This is a genomic window from Zestomonas ipomoeae (assembly GCF_057128665.1).
Window position 1 is genome coordinate 14,209 of record NZ_JBSKHQ010000005.1, and the last position, 11,733, is coordinate 25,941.

The 11,733-nt window shown below is 66.1% G+C and carries 10 protein-coding genes; 6 read left to right on the plus strand and 4 right to left on the minus strand.

The window, feature by feature from the left end; genetic code table 11:
• Positions 1 to 209 precede the first annotated feature (209 nt).
• Positions 210 to 2,249 carry a FimV/HubP family polar landmark protein gene (locus ACWKV7_RS08070; protein ID WP_483857147.1) on the plus strand — a complete coding sequence of 680 codons (2,040 nt, stop codon included), beginning with the start codon at positions 210 to 212 and terminating at the stop codon, positions 2,247 to 2,249.
• Positions 2,250 to 2,312: 63 nt separating this feature from the next.
• On the opposite strand, the gene ACWKV7_RS08075 is transcribed toward ACWKV7_RS08070, so the two are convergent.
• Positions 2,313 to 4,493 carry a patatin-like phospholipase family protein gene (locus ACWKV7_RS08075; protein WP_483857148.1) on the minus strand — a complete coding sequence of 727 codons (2,181 nt, stop codon included), beginning with the start codon at positions 4,491 to 4,493 and terminating at the stop codon, positions 2,313 to 2,315.
• A 66-nt stretch (positions 4,494 to 4,559) separates the two neighbouring features.
• Here ACWKV7_RS08075 and ACWKV7_RS08080 point away from each other — a divergent pair, with 66 nt between their 5' ends.
• Together ACWKV7_RS08080 and ACWKV7_RS08085 are read left to right on the plus strand one after the other, a co-directional pair.
• Positions 4,560 to 4,853: an Rdx family protein gene (locus tag ACWKV7_RS08080; RefSeq protein WP_483857149.1), complete on the plus strand. Its 294-nt coding sequence runs from the start codon at positions 4,560 to 4,562 to the stop codon at positions 4,851 to 4,853.
• 92 nt (positions 4,854 to 4,945) lie between these two features.
• On the plus strand, positions 4,946 to 5,713 hold the full coding sequence (locus ACWKV7_RS08085) for an EAL domain-containing protein (protein WP_483857150.1): 768 nt from the start codon (positions 4,946 to 4,948) through the stop codon (positions 5,711 to 5,713).
• Here ACWKV7_RS08085 and ACWKV7_RS08090 read toward each other — a convergent pair.
• The gene (locus tag ACWKV7_RS08090) at positions 5,702 to 6,562 is read right to left on the minus strand and encodes a DMT family transporter (protein ID WP_483857151.1); all 861 of its coding nucleotides are present in this window, start codon (positions 6,560 to 6,562) and stop codon (positions 5,702 to 5,704) included. The two genes, ACWKV7_RS08085 and ACWKV7_RS08090, sit on opposite strands and share 12 nt — an antisense overlap.
• Positions 6,563 to 6,724: 162 nt before the next feature.
• Between ACWKV7_RS08090 and ACWKV7_RS08095 the strand changes: the two genes are divergently transcribed.
• Entirely contained in the window at positions 6,725 to 7,543 is an 819-nt protein-coding gene (locus tag ACWKV7_RS08095; protein ID WP_483857152.1) for a UDP-2,3-diacylglucosamine diphosphatase, read from the plus strand.
• Positions 7,540 to 8,583, plus strand: a complete 1,044-nt coding sequence (locus tag ACWKV7_RS08100; protein ID WP_483857153.1) for a glycosyltransferase family 4 protein — start codon at positions 7,540 to 7,542, stop codon at positions 8,581 to 8,583. The genes ACWKV7_RS08095 and ACWKV7_RS08100 overlap by 4 nt, the downstream gene beginning before the upstream one ends.
• Before the next feature lie 68 nt (positions 8,584 to 8,651).
• On the opposite strand, the gene ACWKV7_RS08105 is transcribed toward ACWKV7_RS08100, so the two are convergent.
• Both ACWKV7_RS08105 and ACWKV7_RS08110 read right to left on the minus strand, forming a co-directional pair.
• Positions 8,652 to 10,040 carry an adenylate/guanylate cyclase domain-containing protein gene (locus ACWKV7_RS08105; protein WP_483857154.1) on the minus strand — a complete coding sequence of 463 codons (1,389 nt, stop codon included), beginning with the start codon at positions 10,038 to 10,040 and terminating at the stop codon, positions 8,652 to 8,654.
• 194 nt (positions 10,041 to 10,234) lie between these two features.
• A complete protein-coding gene (locus ACWKV7_RS08110) occupies positions 10,235 to 10,552 on the minus strand; it encodes an Mpo1-like protein (RefSeq protein WP_483857155.1) in 318 nt (105 codons plus the stop codon).
• Positions 10,553 to 10,729: 177 nt separating this feature from the next.
• On the opposite strand from ACWKV7_RS08110, the gene ACWKV7_RS08115 reads away from it, so the two are divergent.
• Positions 10,730 to 11,731 carry an AraC family transcriptional regulator gene (locus tag ACWKV7_RS08115; RefSeq protein WP_483857156.1) on the plus strand — a complete coding sequence of 334 codons (1,002 nt, stop codon included), beginning with the start codon at positions 10,730 to 10,732 and terminating at the stop codon, positions 11,729 to 11,731.
• Positions 11,732 to 11,733: the final 2 nt, after the last annotated feature.

The following is an 11,733-nucleotide window of genomic DNA, read 5'->3' on the forward strand; positions in this document are numbered from 1 at the left end:
GCTGGCTTATGCCGACAAGTTTGATGGCATATAGCCTGATTGTCGGACAATGAAGCGTGACGGCGTTCATACTCTGAAGGCCGGGCTTTCCAGGGAGCGGTGTTCCCCCGACACAGTCTTTCATGCGGCGCCCACCTCTCCATCCCTCCCGGATGTCCAGCTAGGAGCTCGAGCGGTAGCGTTTTGCAGAACGTTTCCGGGGAGGCCCCATGGCGCGTGTCAGCCGACTTCTACTTACCCTCGCTTCTGGCTCTGCCCTGTACTCGGGCATGGTGCCCGCGCTGGGATTGGGCGAAATCACCTTGCACTCGGCTCTCAACCAGCCGCTCGAAGCCGAGATCGAATTGCTGGAAATCGGCGACCTCAACGCCGACGAGGTCAAGGTCAGCCTGGCCACCGCCGATGCGTTCCGACGATCCGGCGTCGAGCGCTTCGTGTTCCTCAACGACCTGCGCTTCACCCCGGTACTGCGCGGCGGTCGCGGAGTGATCCGCGTGGTTTCAAACCAGCCGGTGCGCGAGCCCTACCTGAATTTCCTGATCGAGATCCCACGGCCGAACGGCAGCCTGCTGCGCGAATACACCCTGCTGCTCGACCCGCCGGGCTCAACGGCCTACCGCACCACGGCAGCGACACAACCGAGCGTCGTGCCGGACCGCATCGCCGAGCCGCGCCCGGTGCCGCGCAAGCCGCAGCCACAGGTCGCACCGCCCGAGGCGCTGCGGGGCGAGCGCTACAGCGTGGTTCGCGGCGACAGCCTGTGGTCGATCGCCGAGCGGCTGCGCCAGGCCGGCAGCCTGGCCTCCCAGCAGGCGTTAATGAGCGGCATCCAGGCGCTGAACCCGCAGGCGTTCATAGGCGGCGATGCCAGTCGCCTGAAGCTGGGGGCCGAACTGCTGTTGCCGGACATGGCTGTTGCCGAGGCGACCGTCGATGCGGCCGAGCCATTGGTTGAGCCGAGCGCAGCGGTCGAGCCCGTCGTCGAAACGGCGAGCGAAGCCCTGGCAGAACGGGCCCTGGCCGATGGCAGTGCGCAGCAGCTCGCGGATTTGCAACGCCTGGTCGACAACCAGTTGGCGGCGCAGTCGGCCGAGCGCCGGCAACTGAGCGCGCAACTGGGCGACCTGCAGCGGCAGGTAGAAAGCCTGCAACAGCAACTGCACGAGCGCGACAAGCAGATCGCCGCGTTGCAGGCCGAACTGGCCAACGGCACGGCAACCCAGGCCGTGCCGCCGCGGGCCGAGCAACCTGCTCCCTCCTCGCAAAGCCTGCCGGCAAGCCGCGGGCTGGTCGCGGGCGGGGTGCTGCTTCTGCTGCTGGCCGGTGGGCTGTTGCTGCGGCGGCGTTATCTGGATCAGCGCGCCGAGGTCCTGCGCAGCAAGTTGCAGGCCCACCGGGTTCCACCGCTGCGCGAGGCGCCTGCCGAGCCGGCCTCGGGCCCGTTGCGCCTCGACCAGCCACGCCACGCGCTGGCCAGCGATCCGCTGGAGGGCGCAGACATCTACATCGCCTATGGCCGCTTCGAAGAAGCCGCGAGTACCCTGCGCAGCGCCATTCGTCAGGCGCCGCAGCGGCTCGATCTGCAACTGCGCCTGCTGGAGGTACTGGGCATGTTGAACGACAGCGCAGGCTTCGCCGCCCAGGTGGCGGTCGTGGGCGGGCTGGGGGCTGGCGAGCAGCTGGAGACCATCAAGGCGCACTACGCCGAGCAGTGGGCGACTTCAGCCCCGGATCCGCTGGGCGATACCGTGCTGACGCTGGACGACGAGCCGGCTAGCGCTGCGCAGGCCGACGAGGTGCAGCTCAACCTGGAGGATCTGTCGCTGGATGCCGACTGGGACCAGCTCAGCCCGTTCCCGGCGCCGCCGGTGCGCAGCAAGCCCAGTCTGGTGCTGGCCAGCGACTCGACGTTCCGCTCCAACCTGCGGGAGTTCCCCGAGGTGCGCGAGCTGACCGCCGACCGCGAAAACCTCAGCGCCTTCGGCGAGCCGCCGCGGGTCGAGCCGGGCGAGGACGTGCTGACCGAGGAGTTCGCCGCCTGTGCCGAGCCTTCCATCGGCGGGTTGTTGGACCGCGATCTGGAGCATCTGGCCGGCAACCGCGAGCACCTGACCATGCTCAACATGGCGCTGGCGTATATCGAACAGGGCAACCTGGACAGCGCCTGCAATATCCTTAATGAGCTGATCAGCGAGGGCGACGACGAGGAGAAGCAGGTGGCGCGCAAGCTGCTGGCGAGAATCGCCTGAGTCGAACGATGCTTCGCCGCAACGCCGCGCTCGTCCCGCGGCGTTGTCGTGAAGGGCGCCAGCCTAGAAGCTTCGCCCCAGGTTCATGTACAGCGCCTTTTCCCCGTCGTCGTTGCGGCCGTAGCTGAAGTTCAGCGGTCCCAGCGGCGTGTCGTAGCCGATGAAGACGCTGGCGGCGTTCATCGTGCCGCTGTCGAAGTCGCCGTCGCTGTTCCAGATGCGGCCGCGCTCCAGCGAGGCACCCAGGTAGAGCGGGAAATCCAGCGGCAGAAGGGAGCGTTCGGTCAGCCGGCGATAGTAGATCAGCCGCGCCAGGCTGAGGTTCTGACCGCTCAGAGCGTCCTGGCGGAAGCCGGACAACTGGCGCGCGCCGCCGAGCAGGAAGCTGGAGGTGACCACCTCGGTGTCGTCCAGCGTGCGCCCGTAGCGGCCGCCCAGTACCCAGGTGTTCGCTCCGTGGCTGAGAGCCTTGTCCAGGTTGAATTGCCATTGCCGGTAGCGCGCGTCGGAGCCCAGGGCGCTGTCGTACTGGCGCAGGGTCAGGCCGATGTCTTCGCCTTCGCGGGGAAAGTCGACGCTGTCCAGGGTATCGAAGGAATACTTCAGCTCGTAGTAGCCCTCGCTGAAACCGAAGCTCGGCAGGTCCCGCGGACCGACCCGCACGTCCGCTTCGCCCCAGGCCTGGCCGATGCCGAAGCGAATCTCGCCGTTGTTGGCGATCTGCCGGCCGACGCTGAAGCCATAGCCATAGCGTTCCAGCCGGTATTCGGCGATCGGGTCGTTGTTCAGGATCGCCTCGATATTGCGCGCCTCGCCGAACATATAGGGCGCGACGAAGTAGCGCGATCCGGCGTCCAGGGGCTGGTAGAACTCGCTGTACAGCTCCTGGCGGTCCCCGAGCTGCGCGCGGGTCAGCCACTCGGCACCCAGCGTGTTGATGCCATTGATGCGCAGGCTGGCACCGATGTTGAACGCACTATCGCCACGCAGATCGTCGGAGAGAGCCAGCCCGAGGCGAAGGTAGTCGGTGCCGGAGCGCTTGCCGCGGGCGTGGATCACCAGGGTATTGCCGAGGTGGCGGCGCTGCACGCGGTATTCCACCCGCTCGAAATAGTCGAGGCCATAGAGCGTGCCCATGTCCTTCTGCAGGCGATCGAGGTCGAGCGGCTCGCCGATTGGCTGGCGAATGTGTCGGCGGATCACCGCATCGCCCACCTTCGAGTCGTTTTCCACGCGGATCGCAGTAATCACCGGGCTGCGCTGGCCCGGCGCACGGGCCAGGCTCAGCGCCGGCTCCACCACCGGCGGGCGTAGCTCGGCCAGGCGTTCGTCGAGGTAGCGGGTAGCGCGGTAGCCGGTCTCGATCAACTGCTCGGCGCGGGCGAAGTCGGTGACGCCGTAGGCCGCCAGCTGCGGTTGCACCAGCAGGTCGTCGGTGCCCAGCGTCGCCAGCTGCGCTTCGGAATTGCGCCGGGTCATCATGGTGATCGACTGGTTGAGCACGTCGACCACCGTCAGCAGGTCCTTGCGGCCTTTCAGCGGCGTGCCGATGTCCACCACGATCAGCCGATCGACGCCCATCGCCCGCGCCACGTCCACCGGGATGTTGTCGACCATGCCGCCATCCACCAGCAGCCGGCCGTCCAGTTCCACCGGCGCGAACAGTGCCGGGATCGACATGCTCGCGCGGATCGCCAGGGGCAGGTGGCCGTGGTCGAAGACCACCTGCTCGCCGTTGGCGATATCGGTGGCCACGGCGCGGAAGGGAATCGGCAACTGGTCGAAGTCGCGGGTATCGCTGGTGTGCACCAGCAGGCTTTCCAGCAGCAGCGCGAGGTTCTGCCCCTGGATCACCCCCAGCGGCAGGCCGAGGCTGGCATCGTCGCGAAAGCTCAGGCGCTCCTTGATCAGGAAATCACGGTCGTCCTGCTTGCGGCGGAAGGGGATGTCCTTGCGCGGCGGCGCGTCGGACAGCACCTGTTGCCAGTTCAGGGTCAGCGCCAGTTTCTCCAGCTCCTCGACCCGGTAGCCGGAGGCGTAGAGCCCGCCGATCACCGCCCCCATGCTGGTGCCGGCGATGGCGTCGATGGCGATGCCTTGCTCCTCCAGCACCTTGAGCACGCCGATGTGGGCCAGGCCCCGGGCGGCGCCGCCGGACAGTACCAGGCCGACCTTGGGGCGGGCTTCCCCGGCCAGGACGATGAGAGGGAGCATCAGCAGCAGGGCGCAGAGCAGGCGGCGCATGACTCGTTCCAGGGCGGTGGCACAAAGGCCGCTATTATAGGGCGCCCACTTCCCTGGAGCCCTGCCATGCCCGCCGCCAAACCGGAAATCGTCATCACCTATTGCACCCAGTGCCAGTGGCTGCTGCGCGCCGCCTGGCTGGCCCAGGAGCTGCTGTCCACCTTTGCCGACGATCTCGGCCGGGTCTGCCTGGAGCCCTCCACCGGCGGCGTGTTCCGCATCACCTGCGAGGGCGAGCAGGTCTGGGAGCGCAAGGCCGACGGCGGTTTTCCCGAGGCCAAGGTGCTCAAGCAGCGGGTGCGCGACCTGATCGACCCGGCACGCGATCTCGGTCACAACGAGCGCCCGCGCGGCGAGTGAGCCCCTGACCGCCGCCATTCCATTGCACCGAGCATCCGGGAGCGCTCATCTACACTCACAGGCATTTACGGATTCGACTGAGGACATGACCCATGGGCAAGAGCTTCTTTCCCCAGCCATTCGAGCCGGTCGGTTGCGCCGAATGCCGTGCCGGCGACGGCCTGGATTTCGAATTCACCATGGCGTTCCAGCCGATCTTCGACCTGCGCAGCCAGCGCCCCTATGCCTATGAAGCGCTGGTGCGCGGGATGAACGGCGAGCCGGCAGGGGAAATCCTGAGCAAGGTGAACGACAGCAATCGCTACCGCTTCGATCAGGCCTGCCGGGTGCGGGCTATCGAGCTGGCATCGCGGCTGGGTCTGCAGGAAATCGAAGATTGCAAGCTCAGCATCAACTTCCTGCCGAACGCGGTATACCGGCCGGAAACCTGTATCCGCGCCACCCTCGAGGCCAGCCGGCGTTTCGACTTCCCGACCGATCGGCTCATGTTCGAAGTGACCGAGGGAGAAAAGGTCAGTGATCCCGAGCACCTCAAGCGCATTTTCAGCGAGTACGTGCGCCAGGGCTTCACCACCGCCATCGACGACTTCGGCTCGGGCTATTCGGGTCTCAACCTGCTGGCCGACTTCCAGCCCCACGTCATCAAGCTCGACATGGCGCTGCTGCGCAATATCTCGAGCGACCCGGCGCGCCAGGCGATCGTCGCCGGCATTGCCCTGGTGGCCGAGCGGCTGGACATCCAGATCATCGGCGAGGGCATCGAAACCCAGGCGGAAAGCGACACGCTGCAGGAGCTCGGGGTGCATTACATGCAGGGCTACCTGTTCGCCAGGCCCGGGTTCGAATCGCTACCGCGCTGAGCCTTCCAGGCGCGCCGAAACGAAGATCGCCAGGATGATCAGCCCACCGCCGACAAGCATGCGGGCTGTCGGCACCTCGTGGAACAGCCACCAGGCGAAGGCGATGCCGTAGACCGGTTCGAGGGCCAGGATCACCGCCGTAGTACGCGCCTTGAGCACCCGCAGGCTGGCGACCAGCAGGCTGTGTACCACGCCGGTACAGAACACCCCGAGCAGGGCGAACCACAGCCAGTCGAGCGCCGGCACGGCCGGCAGCAGCGACCAGGCGAACGGCAGCAGGCAGGCGAATACCGTGAGGTTCTGCACCAGCGCTGCCTGCACCGGGTCGAGGCCGTGGGTGGTGGCGCGATTGAGCAGTGAGAGCAGGGCGAACAGCAGGCCGGAAAACACCGCCCAGAGCAGGCCGCCGGTGGCCTGGCTGGCCAGGTCGAAATCCGGGGTGACCAGCACCAGGCCGAGGCTGACCAGGCCGACCATGGCGAACTCCGAGGGGCGGGTGCGCTCGCGAAACAGCAGCCCCTCGAGCAGCACGGTAAAGGCGGGAAAACTGGCGAAGCCGAGGGTGGCAATGGCCACGCCAGCGTGTTTTACCGCGGCGAAAAAAGCCAGCCAGTGGCCACCCAGCAACAGGCCGCCGACCACCAGTGCCAGCAATTGGCGCAAGCCGGGGCGTCGCCCCCGCACCTGGGCGAAGAGGCTGGCGAACAGCCCCAGGGCGAGCACTGCGAACAGCGCCCGCACGCAGGCGATCAGCAGCGGCCCGCTCTCGGCCAGCTTGCCGAACACGCCGGCCAGGCCGAACAGCAGGGCGCCCAGGTGAACGGCCAGCAGGGCGGAGCGGTACTGCATCGTTGCGTCCTCATGGCGAACCGGGGCCCGTACTCTACGGGCGATTCGAGCGCGCCGACAGGGGCGAGGCGCAGGCAGGCCTGTCATCGAACTGACCCTGGCCCGTCACGTGCGCTTCACCCGCTGCGCCGATCATCGGCGAAACCCTGGCGGAGAACGCCCATGAGCAGCGCCCAGCTTGTCCAACCGACCCGCAAGCAACGCGTCCGCACGCTGTGGATCTCGGACGTCCACCTCGGTACCCGCGACTGCCAGGCCGAGCACCTGGCGCGCTTTCTCAAGCACTACCATACCGACCGCATCTACCTGGTCGGCGACATCATCGATGGCTGGAAGCTGCGCGGCGGCATCTACTGGCCGCAAGCCCATACCAACGTGATTCGCCGCTTGCTGACCATGAGCAAGCGCGGCACCGAGGTGATCTACGTCACCGGCAACCATGACGAGTTCCTGCGCCGTTATTCCAAGCTGCTGCTGGGCAATATCCAACTGGTGGACGAAGCCGAGCACCTGACCGCCGACGGCCGCCGGCTGCTGGTGATCCATGGCGACCAGTTCGACGTCATCACCCGCTACCACCGCTGGCTGGCGTTTCTCGGCGACTCTGCCTACGAGTTCACCCTGACCCTCAACCGCTGGCTCAACCATTGGCGCGAGCGCTGGGGCTACGGCTACTGGTCGCTGTCCGCCTACCTCAAGCACAAGGTGAAGTCGGCGGTGAACTTCATCAGCGACTTCGAGGAGGCCATCGCCCACGAATGCGTCAAGCGCGGCTTCGACGGTGTGGTCTGCGGGCATATCCACCACGCGGAAATCCGCCAGGTGGGCGCGGTGGAATACCTCAACTGCGGCGACTGGGTGGAATCCTGTACCGCGCTGATCGAGCACTGGGACGGCAGCATCGAGCTCTATCGCCTGGCCGAGCAGCAGGCGCGCCTGGCGCAGGCCGAGCGCGATGTCGCGGTCGAGCCGGCACTATGAGGATTCTCATCGTCAGCGATGCCTGGTTGCCGCAGGTCAATGGCGTGGTGACCAGCCTGCAGGCGCTGGTGGCCGAGCTGCATGGCCTCGGCCACCAGGTCAAGCTGCTGTCGCCGCAAGACTTCCGCGCGCTGCCTTGCCCGACCTACCCGGAAATCCCCTTGGCCTGGAATCTCTGGCGGGTGGGGGCGGCGATTCGCGAGTTTCGTCCGGATTGCGTGCACCTGGCCACCGAAGGGCCGCTGGGATGGGCCGCGCGGCGTTGGCTGAACCGGCGCGGGCTGGCGTTCTCCAGCGCCATTCACACGCGCTTTCCGGAGTATGTGAACACGCGCTGGCCGTGGCTGCCGCTGTCCTGGGGCTACGCCTTCCTGCGCCTGTTCCACCGGCCGAGCCAGGCGGTGCTGGTGACCACCGAACGGCTGCGCGACGAGTTCGCCGGCTGGGGCCTGACTAGGCTCGGTCTGTGGCGCAAGGGCGTCGACGTGCGGTTGTTCCGTCCGCAACCCGAGGTGCCGCGGCCGCTGGCGCCGGTATTTCTCTACGTTGGGCGGATCGCCGCGGAGAAGAACCTGGAGGCCTTTTTTACCCTCGACCTGCCGGGCGAGAAACGGGTGGTTGGTGACGGCCCGCAGCGCCTGGAGCTGGAGGCGCGCTATCCCCAGGTGAAATTCCTTGGCTATCGTCGTGGCCAGGCCCTGGCGCAGGCCTATGCCGAAGCCAGCGTACTGGTGTTTCCCTCGCGCACCGATACCTACGGGCTGGTGATGCTCGAAGCCCTGGCCTGCGGCACGCCGGTGGCGGCGTTCCCGGTACCGGGGCCGCTGGACGTGCTGGAGCAGAGGCTGACCGGGGTCATGCATGAAGACCTCGGGGTGGCTTGCCGCGCTGCCTTGCAACTGAGCCGGGAGGTCTGCGCCGAGCGCGCTGCCCGGCAATCGTGGCGCGCTTCGGCGCTGGAATTCCTCGCCCAGCAGCCGCTACTGGATGGCGAGCCCTGCGTGGTGTTGCAGCCGGCGGTGGAAGGCACGGCCTGCTAGGCTGGCCGTCCATAGCCAGGTGGAGCGATTTCCCCTAAACGAAAAAACCGCCTCCCGGCGGTTCTTTCTTAGAGAATGACCTTGTCCCGCAACTTTTCCGCCGCCACCTGCAGGGCCTGGATCACCCGTTCCTTGTCGACGTTCTGAATGCCGTTGGTATCCAGGTACATGGAGAATCCCGGCAGCTCATGCTCGACATAGCTGGAGCTGGCGCCCAGGTCGCGGCGGAAGTCCACCACCTGGTAGATCTGCACCGGACGGCTGAAGCCCTTGACGGCGATCTGGCCCTTGTCGCGGCACATGATCACATCCTTGATCAGCGAATAGGTCTCGTGGGAGATCAGGATTTCCCCGGCTTCGGCGGCGCTTTCCAGGCGGCTGGCGAGGTTCACGTCGCGGCCGATGATGGTGTAGTCCATGCGCGTGTCGGCGCCGAAGTTGCCCACGGTGCAATAGCCGGTGTTCAGGCCCATGCGGATTTCCAGCGGCTTGGTGATGCCCTGGGCGCGCCATTGCTGCCGCAGCACCTTCATGTGCTTGCGCATGGCGATGGCCATGGAAACGGCCGCCACGGCGTCCTTCTTGGCACCCTGGGTGCTCGGGTCGCCGAAGAAGATCATCACGCAGTCGCCGACGAACTTGTCGATGGTGCCGCCGTACTTGAGGGCGATCTTCGACATTTCGTTGAGGTAGTTGTTGAGCAGGTCGGTGAGGGCCTCGGCTTCCAGTTCCTCGGAAAGCTCGGTGAAGCCCTTGATGTCGGAGAAGAACACCGTGAGCTTCTTGCGCTGGGTTTCCAGGCGCACATGCTTCTTGCCGCTGAAGATCATCTCCCACACCTGCGGGGACAGGTACTTGGCCAGGTTGCGTGCCAGCCGCGCGGCCTTTTCCTGCTCGCGCTTGATCTCGCCGCGGATCTGCGCCAGGCGCAGGCTCTGCTGGTGCACGAAGTAGGCGGTGATACAGACGTACAGCGTGGTGAACAGAATGCTTGCCAGCGCCACCTCGGTGGGCGTGGTGCCCTGCCATTGCGGACGAACCACGGCGGCGGTGATCAGCACCCCGGCCAGTGCGACGATCAGCGCCAGGCACAGGTGGCGCAGGCCGCCCAGGACCAGCGCGCTGTAGGCGAGGGTGAGCAGGAACATCAGGCTCGGCACCACCGAGAAGCCCAGCAGCACGCTGCCGGCACCGGCATGCACGGCGTCGACGAACAGCAGGGTCATCTGGGTGTGTTGCGGGTAGCTGTTCTTGTAGCGGCGGCTCAGGTGATGGGCCAGGTGCGGATAGAGCAGGGCGTAGGGCACCATCCACAGGATGTCGTAGGTGAAATATTGCGTATAGGTGCCGGCGGCGATGCTGGCAGCGCTGGCGATGTAGGCCAGCACCCGGGAGTAATACTCACGAAGCGGCGGAACGGACACACTTTGGGTCTGTCCTGAGGTGACTGCATTCATTGGGTAAAACGATCCCTGCTGTTTGTACGCCTCTGCCGGGCACATGAAGCGATAAGCAAACTTAAGTCGTGCTTATATTGGCCGGGGATCATAACCAAGCGGGTGCTTGGCCGCCAAGTATGCCTGCCGAACGGTGTGGGGATGCGTGCGGACGGTTGTCGTCCGCAACCCCGTCCGTGAGGGTTTGGCGAGGGCTAGAAGCGGATGCGTCCGGTGAAGGCATCCTTGAGCATTACCCAGTCGCCCATGAAGCTGTACAGGGGGTACTTGAAGGTGGCCGGCCGGTTCTTCTCGAAACCGAAGTGACCGATCCAGGCGAAGCCGTAGCCGGCCACCGGCACGGCCAGCAACAGCCACCACTGCTGGCTGATCAACGAGTAGCCCAGCAGGCCGAGTACCAGCAGGCTGCCGACATAGTGCAGGCGACGACAGATCGGGTTGCTGTGTTCCTGCAGATAGAACGGGTAGAACTCGGCGAAGCTGTTGAAGCGCTCGGCGGATTCGTTGTGCATGGCATGCCTCCTGTCGTCGTGGTCGCAGGTGCGACAGGCTCTCAGTGTAGGACAGCCATGCGCCGGGCCAATGACCCTGGGTGCCACATTAGCGGCTCTGCGGGCCGTTACCGACGACGCGTAAAAAAGCCTAATATCCTCGCCCACCGTGACGGATCAGCAGAACTAGAAGGCGCCATGAGCGAACGCACCACCTCTTCGAACTGGGCTTTGGGCATCGTGCAGGCTTTGGAAATGGGCGGAGTCGACTGCCGTGGGCTCTTCGCCGAGCTGGGGCTGGACTATGCCGCCCTCGAAGACTCCGACGCGCGCTTCCCGCAGGACGGCATGACCCGTCTCTGGCAGCGCGCCGTGGAGCTGTCCGGCAATCCGGCGATCGGCCTGAACATGGCCAAGGTGGTGCGTCCGGCGTCCTTCCATGTGGTCGGCTATGCGTTGATGTCCAGCCGCACCCTCAAGGAAGGGTTCACGCGGCTGGTGCGCTACCAGCGCATCATTGCCGAGGGCGCCGACCTGAGCTTTCGGCCGCTGCCGGAGGGCTACGGGCTGCTCCTGGCGATCCATGGCGACCGCCTGCCGCCGGCGCGGCAAAGCGCCGAAGCCTCCCTGGCCTATGCCCTGGCCTTCTGCCGCTGGATGACCGGCAAGCCGATCCAGCCCTTGGAAGTGCGCTTCCAGGGCGCCCCGCCGGCGGACCTTGAGCCCTACCGCCAGGTTTTCCAGGCGCCGTTGAAGTTCAATGCCGACCACTATGCCCTGGTGTTCGACCGGGTCGACCTGGAAAGTCCCTTGCCCACTGCCAATGCCTCGCTGGCGCAGTTGCACGACCGTTTTGCCGGGGAGTACCTGGCGCGTTTCGAGGAAAGCCGGGTGACCCACGTGGTCCGGCAGGTACTGTGCCGCCTGCTGCCCCAGGGCGAGCCCAAGCGCGAAGCGGTGGCGCAGTCGCTGCACCTGTCGCAGCGTACCTTGCAGCGACGCTTGCAGGAGGAGGGCACCAGCTTCCAGCAACTGCTCGACGATACCCGGCGCGAGCTGGCCGAGCAGTACCTGGCGCAGCCCAACCTGACGCTGCTGGAAGTTTCCTACCTGCTGGGCTTCGCCGATCCGAGCAATTTCTTTCGCGCCTTCCGCCGCTGGTTCGACGTCACGCCCGGCGAGTACCGGGCGCGGCTCTGACG

Coding starts and splice junctions, on each gene's coding strand:
- ACWKV7_RS08070 (WP_483857147.1), top strand. CDS start 210: ATGGCGCGTGTCAGCCGACTTCTACTTACCCTCGCTTCTGGCTCTGCC.
- ACWKV7_RS08075 (WP_483857148.1), bottom strand. CDS start 4,493: ATGCGCCGCCTGCTCTGCGCCCTGCTGCTGATGCTCCCTCTCATCGTC.
- ACWKV7_RS08080 (WP_483857149.1), top strand. CDS start 4,560: ATGCCCGCCGCCAAACCGGAAATCGTCATCACCTATTGCACCCAGTGC.
- ACWKV7_RS08085 (WP_483857150.1), top strand. CDS start 4,946: ATGGGCAAGAGCTTCTTTCCCCAGCCATTCGAGCCGGTCGGTTGCGCC.
- ACWKV7_RS08090 (WP_483857151.1), bottom strand. CDS start 6,562: ATGCAGTACCGCTCCGCCCTGCTGGCCGTTCACCTGGGCGCCCTGCTG.
- ACWKV7_RS08095 (WP_483857152.1), top strand. CDS start 6,725: ATGAGCAGCGCCCAGCTTGTCCAACCGACCCGCAAGCAACGCGTCCGC.
- ACWKV7_RS08100 (WP_483857153.1), top strand. CDS start 7,540: ATGAGGATTCTCATCGTCAGCGATGCCTGGTTGCCGCAGGTCAATGGC.
- ACWKV7_RS08105 (WP_483857154.1), bottom strand. CDS start 10,040: ATGAATGCAGTCACCTCAGGACAGACCCAAAGTGTGTCCGTTCCGCCG.
- ACWKV7_RS08110 (WP_483857155.1), bottom strand. CDS start 10,552: ATGCACAACGAATCCGCCGAGCGCTTCAACAGCTTCGCCGAGTTCTAC.
- ACWKV7_RS08115 (WP_483857156.1), top strand. CDS start 10,730: ATGAGCGAACGCACCACCTCTTCGAACTGGGCTTTGGGCATCGTGCAG.